This is a genomic window from Streptomyces sp. NPDC002734, assembly GCF_040295685.1.
Lineage (GTDB): Bacteria > Actinomycetota > Actinomycetes > Streptomycetales > Streptomycetaceae > Streptomyces.
This window is the reverse complement of sequence record NZ_JBEOVU010000035.1, coordinates 25,973-44,278: the sequence shown is the minus strand read 5'-3', so window position 1 is coordinate 44,278 and position 18,306 is coordinate 25,973. Positions and strand designations below refer to the sequence as shown.

Annotated in this window: 20 protein-coding genes; 12 read left to right on the top strand and 8 right to left on the bottom strand. The window is 72.4% G+C overall.

Features of this window, described 5'->3' with window-relative positions:
- Nucleotides 1–81 precede the first annotated feature (81 nt).
- From ABT026_RS26310 to ABT026_RS26295, 4 genes are all read left to right on the top strand, one after another.
- Nucleotides 82–1,305, top strand: coding sequence for a family 2 encapsulin nanocompartment cargo protein polyprenyl transferase (locus tag ABT026_RS26310; protein WP_351117623.1), 1,224 nt, complete (start codon nucleotides 82–84; stop codon nucleotides 1,303–1,305).
- A 182-nt stretch (nucleotides 1,306–1,487) separates the two neighbouring features.
- Entirely contained in the window at nucleotides 1,488–1,715 is a 228-nt protein-coding gene (locus ABT026_RS26305; protein WP_351117622.1) for a hypothetical protein, read from the top strand.
- A 398-nt stretch (nucleotides 1,716–2,113) separates the two neighbouring features.
- Nucleotides 2,114–2,527, top strand: a complete 414-nt coding sequence (locus tag ABT026_RS26300; protein ID WP_108954438.1) for an ATP-binding protein — start codon at nucleotides 2,114–2,116, stop codon at nucleotides 2,525–2,527.
- Complete coding sequence (locus ABT026_RS26295; RefSeq protein WP_351117621.1) at nucleotides 2,524–3,720, top strand: RNA polymerase sigma factor SigF; 1,197 nt, start codon at nucleotides 2,524–2,526, stop codon at nucleotides 3,718–3,720. The genes ABT026_RS26300 and ABT026_RS26295 overlap by 4 nt, the downstream gene beginning before the upstream one ends.
- A 78-nt stretch (nucleotides 3,721–3,798) precedes the next feature.
- Here the strand turns inward: ABT026_RS26295 and ABT026_RS26290 are convergent, their stop codons facing one another.
- Nucleotides 3,799–4,263 (bottom strand): hypothetical protein, encoded by a 465-nt coding sequence (locus tag ABT026_RS26290; protein ID WP_351117620.1) that lies wholly within the window; start codon nucleotides 4,261–4,263, stop codon nucleotides 3,799–3,801.
- A 73-nt stretch (nucleotides 4,264–4,336) separates the two neighbouring features.
- On the opposite strand from ABT026_RS26290, the gene ABT026_RS26285 reads away from it, so the two are divergent.
- Nucleotides 4,337–5,305, top strand: a complete 969-nt coding sequence (locus ABT026_RS26285) for a diacylglycerol/lipid kinase family protein (protein ID WP_351117619.1) — start codon at nucleotides 4,337–4,339, stop codon at nucleotides 5,303–5,305.
- 318 nt (nucleotides 5,306–5,623) lie between these two features.
- Nucleotides 5,624–5,881, top strand: coding sequence for a WhiB family transcriptional regulator (locus ABT026_RS26280; protein ID WP_351117618.1), 258 nt, complete (start codon nucleotides 5,624–5,626; stop codon nucleotides 5,879–5,881).
- A gap of 196 nt (nucleotides 5,882–6,077) precedes the next feature.
- Here the strand turns inward: ABT026_RS26280 and ABT026_RS26275 are convergent, their stop codons facing one another.
- Complete coding sequence (locus ABT026_RS26275) at nucleotides 6,078–7,556, bottom strand: sensor histidine kinase (protein ID WP_351117617.1); 1,479 nt, start codon at nucleotides 7,554–7,556, stop codon at nucleotides 6,078–6,080.
- Between the two features lie 402 nt (nucleotides 7,557–7,958).
- Here ABT026_RS26275 and nagB point away from each other — a divergent pair, with 402 nt between their 5' ends.
- The gene (nagB, locus tag ABT026_RS26270) at nucleotides 7,959–8,744 is read left to right on the top strand and encodes a glucosamine-6-phosphate deaminase (protein WP_351117616.1); all 786 of its coding nucleotides are present in this window, start codon (nucleotides 7,959–7,961) and stop codon (nucleotides 8,742–8,744) included.
- A gap of 97 nt (nucleotides 8,745–8,841) precedes the next feature.
- Here nagB and sodN read toward each other — a convergent pair whose 3' ends face one another.
- Nucleotides 8,842–9,237 carry a superoxide dismutase, Ni gene (gene sodN / locus ABT026_RS26265; protein WP_108954432.1) on the bottom strand — a complete coding sequence of 132 codons (396 nt, stop codon included), beginning with the start codon at nucleotides 9,235–9,237 and terminating at the stop codon, nucleotides 8,842–8,844.
- A 144-nt stretch (nucleotides 9,238–9,381) separates the two neighbouring features.
- Between sodN and sodX the strand changes: the two genes are divergently transcribed.
- Complete coding sequence (sodX, locus tag ABT026_RS26260; protein WP_351117615.1) at nucleotides 9,382–9,828, top strand: nickel-type superoxide dismutase maturation protease; 447 nt, start codon at nucleotides 9,382–9,384, stop codon at nucleotides 9,826–9,828.
- Here sodX and ABT026_RS26255 read toward each other — a convergent pair.
- The 4 genes from ABT026_RS26255 to ABT026_RS26240 all read right to left on the bottom strand — a co-directional run bounded on the left by ABT026_RS26255 (nucleotide 9,723) and on the right by ABT026_RS26240 (nucleotide 13,273).
- Complete coding sequence (locus ABT026_RS26255; protein WP_351117614.1) at nucleotides 9,723–10,361, bottom strand: CGNR zinc finger domain-containing protein; 639 nt, start codon at nucleotides 10,359–10,361, stop codon at nucleotides 9,723–9,725. The genes sodX and ABT026_RS26255 overlap by 106 nt on opposite strands.
- Before the next feature lie 174 nt (nucleotides 10,362–10,535).
- The gene (locus tag ABT026_RS26250) at nucleotides 10,536–11,288 is read right to left on the bottom strand and encodes an amino acid ABC transporter ATP-binding protein (RefSeq protein WP_351117663.1); all 753 of its coding nucleotides are present in this window, start codon (nucleotides 11,286–11,288) and stop codon (nucleotides 10,536–10,538) included.
- Between the two features lie 47 nt (nucleotides 11,289–11,335).
- Entirely contained in the window at nucleotides 11,336–12,268 is a 933-nt protein-coding gene (locus tag ABT026_RS26245; RefSeq protein WP_351117613.1) for an amino acid ABC transporter permease, read from the bottom strand.
- A 39-nt stretch (nucleotides 12,269–12,307) separates the two neighbouring features.
- A complete protein-coding gene (locus ABT026_RS26240) occupies nucleotides 12,308–13,273 on the bottom strand; it encodes an ABC transporter substrate-binding protein (protein WP_351117612.1) in 966 nt (321 codons plus the stop codon).
- Nucleotides 13,274–13,802: 529 nt separating this feature from the next.
- Between ABT026_RS26240 and ABT026_RS26235 the strand changes: the two genes are divergently transcribed.
- The 4 genes from ABT026_RS26235 (at nucleotide 13,803) to ABT026_RS26220 (ending at nucleotide 17,098) form a co-directional block, all read left to right on the top strand.
- The gene (locus ABT026_RS26235) at nucleotides 13,803–15,017 is read left to right on the top strand and encodes an NAD(P)-dependent malic enzyme (RefSeq protein ID WP_351117611.1); all 1,215 of its coding nucleotides are present in this window, start codon (nucleotides 13,803–13,805) and stop codon (nucleotides 15,015–15,017) included.
- Nucleotides 15,018–15,205: 188 nt separating this feature from the next.
- Nucleotides 15,206–16,171: a zinc-binding dehydrogenase gene (locus ABT026_RS26230; protein WP_351117610.1), complete on the top strand. Its 966-nt coding sequence runs from the start codon at nucleotides 15,206–15,208 to the stop codon at nucleotides 16,169–16,171.
- A 148-nt stretch (nucleotides 16,172–16,319) separates the two neighbouring features.
- Complete coding sequence (locus tag ABT026_RS26225) at nucleotides 16,320–16,529, top strand: HTH domain-containing protein (protein ID WP_108954990.1); 210 nt, start codon at nucleotides 16,320–16,322, stop codon at nucleotides 16,527–16,529.
- Complete coding sequence (locus ABT026_RS26220) at nucleotides 16,529–17,098, top strand: Clp protease N-terminal domain-containing protein (protein ID WP_351117609.1); 570 nt, start codon at nucleotides 16,529–16,531, stop codon at nucleotides 17,096–17,098. The genes ABT026_RS26225 and ABT026_RS26220 overlap by 1 nt, the downstream gene beginning before the upstream one ends.
- A 109-nt stretch (nucleotides 17,099–17,207) precedes the next feature.
- Here ABT026_RS26220 and ABT026_RS26215 read toward each other — a convergent pair whose 3' ends face one another.
- The gene (locus ABT026_RS26215; protein WP_351117608.1) at nucleotides 17,208–18,305 is read right to left on the bottom strand and encodes a PadR family transcriptional regulator; all 1,098 of its coding nucleotides are present in this window, start codon (nucleotides 18,303–18,305) and stop codon (nucleotides 17,208–17,210) included.
- Between the last annotated feature and the right edge of the window lies 1 nt (nucleotide 18,306).

Genomic DNA, 18,306 nt, shown 5'->3' with positions numbered 1-18,306 from the left:
CGGTGTCCCCGCCCGGCAGGGTGGGGACATTGCGGGGGAGACCACTGTGACGGAAGTGAAGGGAGTTCCCCGAGGGGGGCCATGAGCCACGTGACGACACAGGCACGGGACGGACAGGACGGAGCGCGGGGGGCGCGGGACGGTTTCACCGTGCCGCGGGCGCGCCGGGCCACGGAGGACGAGCCGGCCGCGGACGGCGGACGGGCCGCGGAGGTGGGGCGGGCCGCGGAGGAGGGGCGGGCCCGTGACCGCCCGGGCGGGGACGAACCGGAGGCAGCGGCCCTGCTGGAGCGGGTCAAGGCGGTCGTGGAGCCGGCGCTGCTGCGCGCGGTGGACGGCCTGCCCGGCCAGATCCGCCGCATCGCCCGCTACCACTTCGGCCAGGAGGACGCCGACGGCGCCCCGACGGCTGCCCCCACCGGCAAGGCGATTCGCCCCGCGCTGGTGCTGACCGCGGCCTCCGCGCTGGGCGGAGGCCGCGGACCGGCCGGCGAGGAGGCGGCCCGGGCCGCGGTCACCGCGGCCGTCGCGGTGGAGCTGACCCACAACTTCACGCTGCTGCACGACGACGTGATGGACGGCGACACCACCCGCCGCCACCGCGCCACGGCCTGGACGGTGTTCGGTGAGAGCGCGGCCGTCCTGACCGGGGACGCCCTCCAGGCCCTGGCCTCCCGGCTGCTGGCCGAGGACCCGCACCCCGCGGCGCCCGCGGCGGCGGCCAGGCTCGCCGACTGCGTGATCGAGCTGTGCGAGGGCCAGCAGACGGACACCGCCCTGGAGCGGCGCGACCCGCGCGAGGTCACCGTCGAGGAGGTGCTGGTCATGGCGGAGGCCAAGACGGGCGCGCTGCTCGGCTGCGCCTGCGCCGTCGGCGGCCTGTACGCCGGGGCGGACGAGGAACAGGTCCGGGCGCTGGACGCCTTCGGCCGCCAGGCCGGCCTGGCGTTCCAGCTGATCGACGACCTCATCGGCCTGTGGGGCGACCCCGAACGCACCGGCAAGCCGGCCGGAGCCGACCTGACGGCGCGCAAGAAGTCGCTGCCGGTGGCCGCCGCGCTCGCCTCCGGCACCGCGGCCGGGGACCGGCTGGCCCAGCTCTACGCGGCCCCGCCCGGGCCCGGCGACGACCTGGAGGCGGTGCTGCGGGCGGTCGAGGAGGCCGGTGGCCGGGACTGGGCGCACGTCGAGGCGGCCGACCGGATGGCGCGGGCGATGCACGAGCTGTCCCGCGCCGTGCCCGACCCGGAGGCGGCCGGAGGCCTGCTCGCCCTCGCCGAGTTCGTCACCCGCCGCACCAGTTGACCGCCGCACCGGTGGACCGCGCCACCGGTTGACCGCCGCACCGGTTGACCGCCGCACCGGTCGACCGCCGCACCGGTCGACCGACGCGGTCCGGCCCCGGCGTCCCGCGCCCTCGGGGTGGGCGGCGAGGGGCGCGGGGCCGGCCGCGTGCGGGGCTCCGCCGGGAGATCTACCCTGGCGGTATGGACAGTGACCGATATGTCTGTCCCTCGTGCGGGCGACCCGTACCGATGGTGGTCCGGCGTCACAAGATGATGGGCACCTTCGTGCCCGTGTGGCGTCCCGGCCGCTGCGAGTCCCAGGGATGCCCCGCCAAGGGGCACGCGCCCGACGAGGAGCACCTGCGGGCCCCCGCCGCCGAGGTGCCCCACGAACGAGCCGTCCACCACCGCCGCCGCGGCCGTCGCTGATCCCGTCGACCGCCCGCACGCCCCTCCGGTCGACACCAGCCCGTCCCGCCCCGTCCCGCCACGCCCCGCCCGGCAGTTCGCCGGGCGGGGCGTCGCGCTGCCGTCCCGTCCGGTTCCCGGCGGGCCTGGCGTACGGATCCGGCACCCCTTGCGCGTGACGCGGTTGACGGGTGTGACGGATGGGTACGTCAACCCGGCACAGAGTGACGACGTGCGACGACGCACCCTCTGGACACGCTCCGTGAACAGGTGTTCACTGGGAGTGAGTTCAAGCGACGGGGTCCCGGGGACAGGAATGTCCCGCGCGCGGTAGCGTCACCGCTGAACCATGTATCGCGTTACCCCGGAGGGGCGACTCCCGGGGACCTGAAAACGCTTGTACCACCTTGGAGGTGAGGGTGTCCCAGATCGCAGGCGAGCCCGCGACCCAGGACTTCGTGGAAGTCCGGCTGCCGGCCGCGGGTGCCTACCTGTCGGTGCTGCGGACGGCCACGGCCGGTCTCGCCGCCCGCTTGGACTTCACCCTCGACGAGATCGAGGACCTGCGCATCGCGGTGGACGAGGCCTGCGCGATCCTGCTCCAGCAGGCCGTGCCGGGTTCGGTCCTCAGCTGTGTGTTCCGGCTGGTCGACGATTCGCTAGAGGTCACGGTCTCGGCGCCGACCACGGACGGGAACGCCCCGTCGCGCGACACCTTCGCGTGGACGGTCCTGTCGGCCCTGGCGGGCAAGGTCTCGTCCGCCGTGGACGAGGACCGCACCGTGTCGATCAGCCTCTACAAACAGCGCGGCGCGGGGCCCGGGACGACGTGAGGAACGGGGAGGGGCCGGTGCGGGACGACGAACGCGGCGCCCTCGGGGCCGCGGCCGGAGCGGACGGGCGGGCGGACGGAGCCGACGGGATTCCCGGGCAGGCCCGGCCGCATCCGGACGAGGCGACCGAGCCGAGCGGCGTGCCCGGCAGGCCTCGCACGACGGGGGAGACCGGGCGTCGGGGGGCTCGGGGAAGGGCTACGGGCAGGGCGATGAGCGAGCAGGACCGGGATGCCGGACAGGGTGCGGGCACCGCGCCCCGGGCCGAGCGCGGCCACGAGCCGGCCGCGGACGCGGCGGTCTCCGCCGCGCCCGCCGGGGCGGAGGGCGGCCACGAGGCGGCGTCGGACCACCAGCGGCCCGCCGGGCAGTCGTACCACGAGGCCGTCGAGGCGGCCCGTGACCCGGGCCGCCGGCAGACCCGTGAGGAGCGGGTGGCGCAGGACCGCAGCGCCGCGCGGGCGCTGTTCGTCCGGCTGCGCTCGCTGGAGCCCGGCACGCCCGAGTACGGGGAGCTGCGGGACCGCCTGGTGCGCATGCACCTGCCGCTGGTCGAGCACCTGGCCCGCCGGTTCCGCAACCGCGGCGAGCCCCTGGACGACCTGACGCAGGTCGCCACCATCGGGCTGATCAAGTCCGTGGACCGCTTCGACCCCGACCGGGGCGTGGAGTTCTCCACCTACGCCACGCCCACCGTGGTCGGCGAGATCAAGCGGCACTTCCGCGACAAGGGCTGGGCGGTGCGGGTACCGCGGCGCCTCCAGGAGCTGCGGCTGTCGCTGACCACGGCGACCGCCGAGCTCTCCCAGACGCACGGCCGGTCGCCGACGGTCCACGAGCTCGCCGAGCGGCTGGGGATCTCCGAGGAGGAGGTGCTGGAGGGGCTGGAGTCGGCCAACGCCTACTCGACCCTCTCGCTGGACGTGCCCGACACCGACGACGAGTCGCCGGCCGTCGCCGACACGCTGGGCGCGGAGGACGAGGCGCTGGAGGGCGTCGAGTACCGCGAGTCGCTCAAGCCGCTGCTCGAGGATCTGCCGCCGCGCGAGAAGCGCATCCTGCTGCTGCGGTTCTTCGGGAACATGACGCAGTCGCAGATCGCGCAGGAGGTCGGCATCTCCCAGATGCACGTCTCCCGACTGCTGGCCCGCACCCTCGCCCAGCTCCGGGAGAAGCTCCTCGTCGAGGAGTGAGCCGGGAGCGAGCCGGGAGTTAGCTGGGCGTGAGCCGGGGAGCGGGCAGAGCGGTGGGCCGAGTGGCGGGACGCCCGCCTACTCGCCGCCGGGCCCTCGCACCCCGAGGGCCTGGGCCGTCGCCGGGTGGACCAGCAGGACCAGGCCCACCACGGCGGCGGCGCCGAGCAGGATCCCGGCCCAGATGGCCACGCTGTCCGCCTGGAGCAGGCTGTACGCCACCGGGAGGGCCAGCAGCTGGGTGATCACCGCCGGCCCGCGGCTCCAGCTGCGCCGGGCCAGCAGGCCGCGCGCCGCGGTGAGCGGCAGCAGGGCGAGCACCAGCAGCGTCAGCCCTCCGGTGACACCGGACCGGACATCGCCGTCGCCCGCCCCGAGGGCGATCATCGCGATGCCCCCGGCCAGCAGGGCGAGTCCCTCCAGCCCGGAGATCGCCGCGGCGGCGGTCAGCCGTCCGGGCCGCGGGCCCTCGGACTTCTCCGGGTCGGCGGGCGGGCCGGCGGGGGAGGGGGAAGCAGGGGTGGGTTTCCGCTGAGCGCTCACGACGGCCAGGGTAGTCCGTGCGTCGGGACCGTCCGTATGGGCCGGGTACCGATCAGTAGGTAACCTGCACACCATGCGCGCACTCCTCGTGGTCAACCCGGCGGCAACCACCACCAGCGCCCGGACGCGTGACGTCCTCATCCACGCGCTGGCGAGCGAGGTGAAGCTGGAGGCCGTCACCACGGAGTACCGCGGCCACGCCCACGACCTCGCCCGCGCCGCCGCCCGCAGCAAGGACATCGACCTGGTGGTCGCCCTCGGCGGCGACGGCACCGTCAACGAGGTGGCCAACGGACTGCTGCACGACGGACCCGACCCGGAGCGCCTGCCCGGCCTCGCGGTGGTCCCCGGCGGCTCCACCAACGTCTTCGCCCGCGCCCTCGGTCTGCCCAACAACGCGGTGGAGGCCACCGGCGCCCTCCTGGACGCCCTGCGCCAGGGACGGGAACGCACCGTGGGTCTCGGTTTGGCCGAGCCCGCCCCGGGTACCGGGGACGACGGCGCTCCGGTGCGCTGGTTCACCTTCTGCGCCGGCCTCGGCTTCGACGCGGGGGTCGTCGGGAGGGTGGAGCAGCAGCGGGAGCGCGGCAGGCGGTCCACGCACCCCCTGTACGTACGCCAGGTGCTCCGCCAGTTCCTGGGCGATCCGCACCGCACCCGCGGGACGATCTCCCTCCAGCGGGACGGCGAGGATCCGGTGGACGGACTCGTGGTGACCCTTATTTCGAACACCGCCCCGTGGTCGTACCTCGGCAACAAGCCGCTGTACCCCTCGCCCGGAGCGTCGTTCGACAAGGGGCTGGACGTCCTGGGTCTGACCAGCATGTCGACGGTTTCGGCGATGCGCTACGGCAGCCAGCTGGTGGCGTCGACGCCGGACCGGGGGCCGCGCGGAAAGCACGCGATGTCGCTCCACGATCTCAGTGCGTTCACCTTGGTTTCCAAGGTCCCGTTGCCCTTCCAGGTGGACGGTGACCACCTGGGGCTGCGGACGGGCGTGAAGTTCACAGGCGTACGCCGTGCACTGCGTGTGATTGTGTGAGTGGATCCTGCCTTAAACCTTTCACTCGAACGTATTGAGTAGGGTCCACCCCATGGAAGTACGGCTGTGACCTAGCAGACACCGAAGAATCAAAAAAAACTTTCCGGAAGGGGTTGTATCCGCCGCTGAGGTTTGCGAGTCTCTACGTGGCGCTCGGGACGGCCCGACAGACGGCCTCCCGCCAGAGCCCCGAACCCCTCTCCAAGCCAAGGATGGCCTCCCCGGGAAACCGGATTGTGGCCCTTCACTTGTTGGGGGTTTCGTGAAAGCGTTCACATTCACAAGCACTTGCACGAATACACAGGAGAGGTAGCAGCCATGGACTGGCGTCACCACGCCGTTTGCCGCGAAGAAGACCCCGAGCTCTTCTTCCCCATCGGCAACACCGGTCCTGCGCTGCTGCAGATCGAGGAAGCCAAGGCCGTCTGCCGCCGCTGCCCGGTGATGGAGCAGTGTCTGCAGTGGGCGCTCGAGTCCGGTCAGGACTCCGGCGTCTGGGGTGGTCTCAGCGAGGACGAGCGCCGCGCCATGAAGCGCCGCGCCGCCCGCAACCGGGCCCGTCAGGCCTCCGCCTGACAACCCACCCCGCGACAGCCTGAGCTTGGCGGCGCGTACAGCGTGTACGCATCTCCCGCCCCCGAGCCGCAGCGCGCAGTAACCGGGATCTGATCTCGAGCCCCGGACCGTCCTCGGTCCGGGGCTCGAGCCATGTCCCGCCCCGTTCGTGCCCGCCCGTTCGCGACCCGCGGGGCGGGCGCGAGCGTGCGTCACGTCACTTCGGGGTGCGGACCGGGATGTCCAGCAGCACCCGGGTGCCGCCCTCGGGGCCGACCCGGACCATGTCGAAGGCGCCGCCGAGTTCGCCCTCGACCAGCGTCCGCACGATCTGAAGACCGAGGTTGCCGGAGCTGTGCGGGTCGAAGTCCTCCGGCAGGCCCACTCCGTCGTCCAGCACCGTCACCAGGAGCCGCTCGTCGCGAGGCGTTCCACCGCGCACCGCGGACACCTCGACGGCGCCGGTGTCGCCGGGACGGAAGCCGTGCTCGAGGGCGTTCTGCAGCACCTCGGTGAGGACCATCGACAGCGGGGTGGCCACCTCGGCGTCCAGGATGCCGAAGCGCCCGCTGCGCCGGCCGGTGACCTTGCCCGGCGAGATCTCGGCGACCATCGCGAGCACCCGGTCGGCGATCTCGTCGAACTCGACCCGCTCGTCCAGGGTCTGGGAGAGCGTCTCGTGCACGATGGCGATCGAGCCGACCCGGCGCACGGCCTCCTGGAGCGCCTCGCGACCCTGGTCGGAGTCCATCCGGCGGGCCTGGAGCCGCAGCAGCGCGGCGACCGTCTGGAGGTTGTTCTTCACCCGGTGGTGGATCTCCCGGATGGTGGCGTCCTTGGTGATCAACTCACGCTCGCGCCGCCGCAGTTCGGTGACGTCCCGGAGCAGCACCAGCGAGCCGATGCGGGTGCCCTTGGGCTTGAGCGGGATGGCCCGGAACTGGATGACGCCCTCGCTGGCCTCGATCTCGAACTCCCGGGGCGCCCAGCCGCTCGCCACCTTCGCCAGCGCCTCGTCCACCGGGCCCCGGGACGGCGCGAGTTCGGCCGTGGTGCGGCCGAGGTGGCAGCCGACCAGGTCGGCCGCCAGACCCATCCGGTGGTACGCGGACAGGGCGTTGGGCGAGGCGTAGGTGACGACGCCCTCGGCGTCCAGCCGGATCAGCCCGTCGCCGACCCGCGGGGCCGCGTCCATGTCGACCTGCTGGTCGGGGAAGGGGAACGCGCCGGCGGCGATCATCTGCGCCAGGTCGGAGGCCGACTGCAGGTAGGTGAGCTCCAGCCGGCTGGGCGTGCGCACGGTCAGCAGGTTGGTGTTGCGGGCGATGACGCCCAGCACCCGGCCGTCGCGGCGCACCGGGATCGACTCCACCCGGACGGGGACCTCCTCACGCCACTCCGGGTCGCCCTCGCGCACGATGCGTCCCTCGTCCAGGGCCGCGTCCAGCAGCGGACGGCGGCCGCGGGGGACGAGGTGGCCGACCATGTCGTCGTGGTACGAGGTCGGCCCGGTGTTCGGGCGCATCTGCGCGACCGAGACGTACTTGGCGCCGTCGCGGGTGGGCAGCCACAGGACCAGGTCGGCGAAGGAGAGGTCGGAGAGCAGCTGCCACTCGGAGACCAGCAGGTGGAGCCACTCGAGATCGGTGTCGTCGAGATCGGTGTGCTGGCGTACGAGTTCGTTCATGGAGGGCACGACTGCGAGCGTACCCGGGCCGCGCGCGGGCGCCGCACCCACGGGCCGCGGCGCTGGAAGGGACCCTCAACCCTCCCGGCACCGCAGCCCGGAGCAGCGTTCGGCCTCGGGTGTGCGGCCCGGAACCGACCGGTGAGGACCCGGGCGCAGTCAGGGCAGAGAGGCCCGGTTCCTCGGTCCGCCTTCCTGTGCGGGGAAGGCGGCGTCTGTGCGTCCCTGCCTCTCACCCGATTGTGGACCGGCCGCCGGGCCGTGTCCATGGGCAGAGGCGTGGGCTCCCGCACGGTGAAGCCTAGCCCGCCCGGGCCGGATGCGGGAGCGCTCCCGGACGGTTCCCCAGGGCGGCCGTTCTTGCTAGATTGGTCTAAACCATAGGTCTATACCAGGATGGTGGTCCTCGGCGTGGAAGTCGTCATCGTTCCCGACGCGCGGGCGGGCGGCGAGCTCGTCGCCGGCGCCATGGCGTCCCTGCTGCGCGTGAAGCCCGACGCCGTGCTGGGCGTCGCCACCGGCTCGACACCGCTCCCGGTGTACGAGGCGCTGGCCGCGCTGGTGCGGGCCGGCCGGGCGGACGTCTCCCGGGCCCGGATCGCGCAGCTCGACGAGTACGTGGGTCTGCCGGCCGGTCACCCGGAGTCCTACCGCTCGGTGCTGGCGCGCGAGGTGCTGGAGCCGCTGGGCCTGAAGGAGGACGCCTTCCTCGGCCCCGACGGCGGCGCCGCCGACCTGACGGCCGCCTGCGCCGCCTACGAGCGGGCGCTGGCCGAGGCCGGCGGAGTGGACCTCCAGCTCCTCGGCATCGGCACCGACGGCCACATCGGCTTCAACGAGCCGTGCAGCTCCCTGGCCTCCCGGACCCGCCTCAAGACGCTCACCGAGCGGACCCGCGCCGACAACGCCCGCTTCTTCGACGGCGACGTCGCCCAGGTGCCGCGACACGTCATCACCCAGGGCATCGGCACCATCCTGGACGCCCGGCACCTGGTCCTGCTGGCGACCGGCGCGGGCAAGGCGGACGCCGTGGCCGCCGCCGTGGAGGGCCCGCTGGCGGCCGTCTGCCCCGCCTCGGCGCTCCAGCTCCACCCGCACGCCACCGTCGTCGTCGACGAGGCCGCCGCCGCGAAGCTGCGGCTGGCGGACTACTTCCGCCACACCTGGTCCCACAAGCCGGAGTGGCAAGGGCTGTGACCCGCCCGCCGCGGCCCGGGGGAACGGGCGCGGCGGTACGCACGCGAAGGGGCCCGGCTCGTGACGAGCCGGGCCCCTTGCGGTGGAGCCGCGAAGGTCAGGCCTTCTTGGTCTCCCAGAAAATCTTGTCGATCTCGGCGATGAGGTCCAGGGCCTTCTGACCGGTCGCCGGGTCGGTCGACGCCTTGGCGGCCGAGAGGGCCTTCAGCGCGTCGTTGACCAGCTGGTGCAGCTGCGGGTACTTCTCGAAGTGCGGAGCCTTGAAGTAGTCGCTCCACAGCACCGAGACGTGGTGCTTGGCAATCTCGGCGCGCTGCTCCTTGATGATGGTGGCGCGCGTCTGGAAGTGCGGGTCGTCGTTGGCCTGCATCTTCTCCTGCGTGGCCTTGACCGACTCGGCCTCGATACGGGCCTGGGCCGGGTCGTACACACCGCAGGGGAGGTCGCAGTGGGCGCTGACCTTCACGCTACGGGCAAACAGGCGGGAAAGCATGAAGCAATCCTTCCTCGTGATCGTCTTCTCAGGTGGGACATTACTCCGTAGGCCCCGGGAAATCGCGGGTGCCCCCAGGGGCGTACGGCAAAAGTACGGGGTGGGACCGGGACTTCCGGAGGAGTCGAGCTAGGAGGAACGGGCATGACGGAGCAGTCACCGGGCGAGGGCGGGCAGGAGCGGCCCCTGCTGCCCTTCGGCACGGCCGAGGTCACCGGGCCGTCGATGGTGCCGACGCTGCGCCACGGGGACCGTCTGGTGGTGCGTTACGGGGCGCGCGTGCGGCCCGGGGACGTCGTGGTGCTGCGCCATCCGTTCCAGCAGGACCTGCTGGTGGTGAAGCGGGCCGCGGAGCGCCGCGACGGCGGCTGGTGGGTGCTTGGGGACAACGCCTTCGCGGGCGGGGACAGCACCGACTACGGCGTCGTCCCGTCCGAGCTCGTGCTGGCCCGGGTGCTGCTGCGGGTGCGTCCGCGTCCGGCCGGTCAGCGGTCGGTGCCCGCGCTGCTGGGCTGGGCGCTCTCCTCGGTGCGGCCGGTGCTCGGCGCCCGGCCCGGCGAGGCCGCCTCCAGGCGCTTGCGGGCCCGGTAGGCCGCCACGTTGGCCCGGGTGGCGCAGCGGTCGGAGCAGTAGCGGCGGGAGCGGTTGGTGGAGGTGTCCAGGAAGGCGTTGCGGCACGGCGCCGCCTCGCACAGGCCCAGCCGGTTCACCCCGTACTCGGTGAGGTGGAAGGCCAGCCCCATGGCGGCGATGGCCGCGTAGCCGGCCGTCGCGTTGGACGGATGGTCGGCCAGGTGCAGGTGCCACAGCGGGCGGCCGTCCTCGTCGCGGTGGTCGTGGCCGGAGATCTGCGGGCTCACCGGGAACTCCAGCAGCAGCGAGTTCAGCAGGTCGACCGCGAGCGTCTCGTCGCCCGAGGCGGCCGCCTCGAAGACCGACCGCAGCCGGCCCCGCACCGACCTCAGCCGGGTGACGTCGGCGTCGGTGGCCCGCCGGGCCGCGGAACGGTTGGCGCCGAACAGGTCCCGGACGGCGTCCACCGACGTCAGCTCGTCCTTGCCCCGGGCCGGCTCCTCGCTGTTGACCAGCCGGACGGCGTAATCCGAGTAATAGGCCAGTTCCACTTGTCGTCCTTACGCGGGGCTCTGTGGTCTCGCGCGCCCGGCGGTAATGGCCGATCGCGAGTACAAGGTATTACCTCGCGGGAGGGAAAAGCGAAGGGGCGGTGCGGGTCGCCCCGCACCGCCCCTTCGGACGTGCTCAACCGGTACCGGTACCGGCGCCTGGGCCGGGCGGCGTCACAGCACCTTCGACAGGAAGGACTGCGTCCGCTCGTGCCGCGGGTTGGTCAGCACCTCGCGCGGGTCGCCGGACTCCACGACCACGCCGCCGTCCATGAAGACCAGGTTGTCGCCCACCTCACGGGCGAAGCCCATCTCGTGGGTGACGACCACCATCGTCATGCCGGTCTCGGCCAGGTCCCGCATGACGTCCAGGACGTCGCCGACCAGCTCGGGGTCGAGCGCCGAGGTCGGCTCGTCGAAGAGCATCAGCTTGGGGTCCATGGCCAGCGCGCGGGCGATCGCCACCCGCTGCTGCTGACCGCCGGAGAGCTGCGCGGGGTAGTTCCCGGCCTTGTCGCCCAGGCCCACGCGCTCCAGCAGGTGGTGCGCCCGTTCCCGGGCGGCCGCCTTGCTGACGCCCTTGACCTGGATCGGCGCCTCCATCACGTTCTCCGCCGCGGTCATGTGCGGGAAGAGGTTGAAGCGCTGGAAGACCATGCCGATGTCCCGGCGCTGGAGGGCGACCTCGCTGTCCTTCAGCTCGTAGAGCTTGTCGCCCTTCTGCCGGTACCCGACCAGCTCGCCGTCGACGTACAGCCGGCCGGCGTTGACCTTCTCGAGGTGGTTGATGCACCGCAGGAAGGTCGACTTGCCGGAGCCGGAAGGGCCGATGAGGCAGAACACCTCGCCCTTCCTCACCTCCAGGTCGATGCCCTTGAGGACCTCGACGTGGCCGTACGACTTGTGGACGTTGTCGGCCTTCACCATGGGGATGCCGGAGGATCCCGTGGTGCCCGCCGTCTTGCTCAGCTCGGTCATGCCGCCGCTCCCTTCCGGCTCGACACGGACAGGACCGTGCTCCTGAACGACTGCCACGGGGTGGGCGGCAGCTGCCGGCTGGAACCCTGCGCGTAGTGCCGCTCGATGTAGTACTGGCCGACGCTGAGGATCGAGGTCATCACCAGGTACCAGGCGGCCGCGAGGAAGTACATCTCCACGGGCGCGCCCGAGACCTGGCCGATGTCCTGGGTGATGCGCCACAACTCCGCGTACTGGACCACCGAGACCAGCGACGTGGTCTTCAGCATGTTGATGACCTCGTTGCCGGTGGGCGGCACGATCACCCGCATGGCCTGAGGGATCACGATCCGGCGCAGGGTCTTCGAGTGGCTCATGCCGAGCGCGTGCGCCGCCTCGGTCTGTCCCTCGTCGACCGACATCAGACCGGCACGGCAGATCTCGGCCATGTAGGCGGCCTCGTTGAGGCCCAGACCCAGCAGCACCGTCAGGAGCGGGGTCATGAAGTCCGACCACTCGTCCTTGTACAGCGGACCGAGCACGATGTACTCGAAGACCAGGCCGAGGTTGAACCAGACCACCAGCTGCACCAGGACCGGGGTCCCCCGGAAGAACCAGATGTAGAACCAGGAGACGGCCCGGGTCACCGGGTTCTTCGACAGCCGCATCACGGCGAGCAGCACGCCGCCGACGATGCCGATCAGCATGGACAGCACGGTCAGCAGGAGCGTCTTGCCGACGCCCTCGAGCACGCGGTCGTCGAAGAAGTAGTCCGGGATCGCCCCCCAGTTGATCCTGCCCTGGGAGAACGCCCACACGATCGAGCCGAGGAGCCCGATCGCCACCAGGGCGGAGACGTACCGCCCGTAGTGCCGGACCGGGATGGCCCTGACGGCCTCCGGCCCGGCCGCGGGGGCCGGACCTGCCGTCTTGTCGATGTCTTCAGTCACGGGACTTGCCTTTCGCGTGGCCTACGGCCGCTGGAGCGGTCACTTGCCGCCGTTGATCACGGCTTCCGTGACAGCACCCTCGGAGGCGCCCCACTTGTCCAGGATCTTCTGGTACTCGCCGCTCTTGATGACCGCGTCCAGGGCCGCCTTGAGGGCGTCGCGGAGCTTGGCGTCGTCCTTGGCGACGGCGATGCCGTACGGGGCCGCCTCGACCTGCTCGCCGACCAGCTGGAAGTCGTTGCCGCCGCCCGAGGTCTTCACCGCGTACGCGGCGACCGGGAAGTCGGAGGAACCGGCGTCGGCGCCACCGGCGCGCAGACGGGTCTGGGCCTGCTGGTCGTTGTCGAAGGCCTCGAGGGTGATCTTCTTGCCCTTGCCGCACTTCTTCGACTCGGACTTCGCGAGGTCCTCGGAGACTGTGCCGCGCTGGACGACCAGCTTCTTGCCGCACAGGTCGGCCCAGGTCTTGATGCCCTTGTCGTCGCCCTTCTTGGTGTAGATCGAGACACCGGCGGTGAAGTAGTCGACGAAGTCGACGCCCTCGCCGACCTTCTTGCCGGTGTCGGAGTCCACGCCCTCCTGGCGGTCCTTGGTGTCCGTCATCGCCGACATCGCGATGTCGTAGCGGCCGGAGCGCAGACCGGTGAGGAGGGTGTCGAAGGTGCCGTTCTCGAACTCGAACTTCACGCCCAGCTGCTTGCCGAGGGCGTCGGCGAGGTCGGGGTCGATGCCCGCGGTCTTGCCGGAGTCGTCCTTGAACTCGACCGGGGCGTAGGCGATGTCCGAGCCGACCTTGACGACGCCCTTCGCCTTGACGTCCTCGGGGAGCAGGTTGGCCAGCGGGGCGGCGGCCGCGGAGGAGCCGGAGTCCTTGGACTGCTTGGCCTCGGCCTCGTTGGTCTGGTCACCGCAACCGGTGAGCAGCAGCGCGCCGGCGACCGCGATCGCGCCGATCGCAGTGGGGCGCAGCGCGACGGACGGACGACGGGTGGGGCGTGCGGTCATGGTGGGATCCTCCGGCGGGTGGATGGAGTGCGAGCCACCGCCGCGAACACACGGCTTTGGGTGTCGCGCGGGGTAATGACCGCATCCTGCCATTCGGACTCACCCGTTCAGGTGAACTCCCAGGTCAAAATCGCATAACGGACACGCCCGAAAGGCCAAGAACAGGCAGGAGATGGGCGGCACTTCTCCGGTCATATCCGGAACGGACCGAAAGATCTCCCGTCCGTCTCGGGATGCGGACGGACCTGGAAGGCGGCTCGGGCGGCCGTGGGTGGAGTGGGGCGACTTGTCCATCTTTCCGGGCATGAGTCATGTCACTGACGTGTGAGGTTCCCGGTATGGACTCGTCCCCGGGATCGTCGTCGGGTAAGAAAGTTCTTTACACCCCACATCGGGGGCTGGGGCGCGTGTGCGGCGCGCCCGTCGCGCGCGGCCGGTCATGGCATCCCTCCATGGTCGTGCGCGGTGCCCGCCCGCTCCTCACAAGGAGCGGTCACCCTCAACCAAAAAGCCTTAAGGGGTACGACACGTGTCAGCGGAGATCGTCAATCCTCGCAGTGACCACACCATCGAGGGCCAGGACGGCCTCGACTCCATCGACCCGGCGTTCGCCCTGCACCGGGGCGGCAAGATGGCCGTGCAGGCCACCGTGCCGGTCCGGGACAAGGACGACCTGTCCCTCGCCTACACGCCGGGCGTCGCCCGGGTGTGCAGCGCCATCGCCGAGCAGCCCGAGCTGGTCAACGACTACACCTGGAAGTCCTCGGTGGTCGCGGTGGTCACCGACGGCACCGCCGTCCTGGGTCTCGGCGACATCGGGCCCGAGGCCTCCCTCCCCGTGATGGAGGGCAAGGCCATCCTGTTCAAGCAGTTCGGCGGCGTCGACGCGGTGCCGATCGCCCTCGCCTGCACCGGCGTCGACGAGATCGTCGAGACCGTCGTCCGGCTCGCCCCGTCCTTCGGCGGCATCAACCTGGAGGACATCTCGGCGCCCCGCTGCTTCGAGATCGAGGACCGGCTCCGCGAGCGCCTCGACATCCCCGTCTTCCACGACGACCAGCACGGCACCGCCATCGTCACCCTGGCCGCGATGCGCAACGCGGCGCGACTGACCGGCCGGACCCTCGGCCAGCTGCGCGCGGTGATCTCCGGCGCGGGCGCCGCGGGCATCGCCATCGCGAAGATGCTGCTCGAGGCGGGCATCGGGGACGTGGCGGTCGCCGACCGCAAGGGGGTCGTCTCCAGCGACCGGACCGACCTCACCCCGGTCAAGGCCGAGATCGCCGCGATGACCAACAAGTCCGGGATCAGCGGCTCCCTGGAGGAGGCGCTGGCGGGCGCCGACGTCTTCATCGGCGTCTCCGGCGGCACCGTGCCCGAGCCGGCCGTGGCCTCCATGGCGGACAACGCCTTCGTCTTCGCGATGGCCAACCCGAACCCGGAGGTCCACCCCGAGATCGCGCACAAGTACGCGGCCGTGGTGGCGACCGGACGGTCCGACTTCCCCAACCAGATCAACAACGTGCTGGCCTTCCCCGGCATCTTCGCGGGCGCCCTCCAGGTGCGGGCCTCCCGGATCACCGAGGGCATGAAGCTGGCCGCCGCGGAGGCGCTGGCCGCGGTGGTCGGCGACGACCTGGCGGCGGACTACGTGATCCCCTCGCCCTTCGACGAGAGGGTCGCCCCCGCCGTCACCGCGGCCGTGGCGGCGGCCGCGCGGGCCGAGGGCGTCGCCCGGGCCTGACCGGACGGCACCCCGTGCGCGTACCCCCGCGGCCCCCGGCGCCCCCTCGCGGCGCCGGGGGCCGCGGCGCGCGGTCGGGGGCGGTGGCGCGCGGCCAGGGGCGGTGGGGAGCCTCACGCGGGGCGTGACGGCCACGTCACAGTGCCGGATGGTTCCCCGAGGCCCGTGGGCGACCTAGGGTCGAGGTCATGTTCGCTGCCTACGCCGCACGTATCGACCGGGACCAGCCGCTGAACGGACTCGAGTTGGGGGAGCGCCCCGCGCCCGAGGCGCGCCCCGGCTGGACCACCGTCAACGTGAAGGCCGCCTCGCTCAACCACCACGACCTGTGGTCCCTCAAGGGCGTCGGCCTCGCCGAGGACAAGCTGCCGATGATCCTCGGCTGCGACGCCGCGGGCGTCGACGAGGACGGCAACGAGGTCGTCCTGCACTCCGTCATCGGGCAGACCGGCCACGGCGTCGGCCCGCGGGAGCCGCGCTCCATCCTCACCGAGCGGTACCAGGGCACCTTCGCCGAGCAGGTCTCCGTGCCCACCTGGAACGTACTGCCCAAGCCCAAGGAGCTCTCCTTCGAGGAGGCCGCCTGCCTGCCCACCGCCTGGCTGACCGCCTACCGGATGCTCTTCACCAACGCCGGCGTCCGCCCGGGCGACTCGGTGCTGGTCCAGGGCGCCGGCGGCGGCGTCGCGACCGCCGCGATCGTGCTCGGCAAGGCCGCCGGGCTCAAGGTCTTCGCCACCAGCCGCGACGAGGCCAAGCGCAAGCGCGCCCTGGAGCTCGGGGCCGTCGAGGCGGTCGAGAGCGGGGCCCGGCTGCCGCAGCGGGTCGACGCCGTCATCGAGACCGTCGGCGCCGCGACCTGGTCCCACTCGGTCAAGTCGCTGCGGCCCGGTGGCACGCTCGTCATCTCCGGCGCCACCAGCGGTGACGCGCCCTCCAAGGCCGAGCTGACCCGGATCTTCTTCCTGGAGCTCAAGGTGGTCGGCTCCACCATGGGCACCAAGGACGAGCTGGAGGACCTGCTCTCCTTCTGCGCCGCCACCGGCGTGCGGCCCGTCATCGACGAGGTGCTGCCGCTGGACCGCGCCCGCGAGGGCTTCGAGCGGATGGCGTCCGGGGAGCTGTTCGGCAAGATCGTGCTCACCGCGGGCTGACCCCGGCCCCACGCTCACCTCAACCTCCGCCGCCCGGTCCAGGACCGGGCGGCGGAGGTTTTTGCCGTGCCGGTGCCGGTGCGGGTGTGGGTGCGCGCTTGTCAATCAGGGTTGACAAAGGGTCGGTGTGTCAACCATGGTTGACATCATGACGGAAGCAACGGACCTCGCCGAGCGGGCCGGGGACCGCGATCCCCGCGTGGGACTGCGTGCGGTCACCGCACTGCGGAAGCTGCTGGAGCAACTGGAGGCCGTCCAGGTGCGCAACGCGCGCAACCAGGGCTGGTCGTGGCAGGAGATCGCCGCCGAGCTCGGTGTGAGCAGGCAGGCCGTGCACAAGAAGTACGGGAGGCAGTGATGTTCGAACGGTTCACCAAGGACGCCCGGGACGTGGTCACCGGTGCCGTCGAGCACGCGGAGCGGGCCGGCGACGAGCGGGTGGACGAGGGGCACCTGCTGCTCGCCCTGCTGGACCGCAACGGCAGCCGGGGCTCCTTCGGCCTCGCGGCCCTGGGGCTGGCCGAGCGGCGGGAGGCGGTCGCCGCGTCGCTCGCCGCGGCGCGGCGCCGCGGCGGGCTCACCGGCCCCGACGTCGAGGCGCTGTCGGGTCTGGGCATCGACCTGGACGAGATCGTCTCGCGGGTGGAGGCCACCCACGGCGCGGGAGCGCTCGAAAGCAGGAAGGGGCTCGGAGGCCGCCGCAAGCTGCGCGGGCACCGGCCGTTCACCCGGGGAGCGAAGAGCGTCCTCGAACAATCCCTGCGCGGAGCCCTCGCCCACCGCGAGCGGCACATCGGCGACGAGCACCTGCTGCTCGCCCTCGCCGGCGGCCCCGGCATCGCCTCAGGCGTCCTCGCCGAGCACGGAGTGACCCCGGAGGCGCTGGAACGGGTGCTCTGGGGCGGGGGAGAGGCCGCCGCGAGCTGACAGGGCCACGCCCCGGCCAGGGCCACGCCCCGGCTCCGACCGGGCGGGAGGCGCCGACGGGCGGCACCCGCCCGGTCAGGAGGCCGGGTCGGTCAGGGGGCGGGGTCGGTCAGGACCGCGGGGCGTGGAGTATCGCGGCGATGCGGGCGGCCGCCGTGGCCAGGTGCGTGCGGGCCTCGGAGACCTGCTCCGAGGTGACCCCGTGGTCGCGGGCGGCGTCACGGACATCGTCCCGGAAGCGGTCCAGCAGGCGCTCCAGGTCACGGGAGGGGTCACCCGTGCCGCTCTCGTGGGCCCACTGCGGTTCGTAGCCGACCTCCAGCCCGTCGGCCACCGGAGCGAAGACGGGCCCCGGGACGTCGGGTACGGGGGCGGGAGCGGGCTTCGTGGTGGAGTCCGCGGCGGCGGGCGTCGCGTCCTCCTCCACGGGGGCGGGCCTGCCGAAGGGGCCGTTCTTGCCGAACGGACCGAACTGGCCGAACTCCTTGGTGAGCTCGGACAGACCCTCGCGCAGACCGGTGGGCCAGTCGCCGCGGGCGAAGTGGTCCTGCACCTGCTCCTGGACCTTGCGGGCGATCCGCTCCACCTCCTGCTGGGCCTCCCGGGCCTGCCGGCGGGCCCGGTCGGCCTCCTCGCGGGCGCGACGGCTCTCGTCCTTCGCCCGGCGGGCCTGCTCCTTCCACTCGTGGCGGGCCCGGCGCATCTCCTCCTTGGCGGCCTGCCAGGCGTCCTTGTCGCCGAAGCCGCCGCCCTCGGTGAACGGGCCGAACGGGCCGCCCTTCGGGCCGCCGCCCCGCGCTGCCCGCGGGCCCGTGCCCTGGTTCGTGCGGCCCGCGGCGGCGCGCATCTCCCGGCGCAGGTCGCCGGCCGCGTTGCTCACGTCGGTACGGATCTCGGCGGCGAGCTCGGCGACCGACTCGAGGATCTCCACCTCCAGGTCCGCCAGCTCGGCGCTGCGGTCGGCGAGCTCCTGGCGGCCCGCGTCGGTGATCGAGTAGACCTTGCGCCCGCCCTCCGTGGTGTGCGTGACCAGACCCTCGGCCTCCAGCTTGGCCAGGCGCGGGTAGACCGTCCCGGCCGAGGGGGCGTAGAGGCCCTGGAACCGCTCCTCGAGGAGGCGGATCACCTCGTAACCGTGCCGGGGCGCCTCGTCGAGGAGCTTGAGGAGGTAGAGGCGCAGACGGCCGTGGGCGAAGACGGGGGGCATG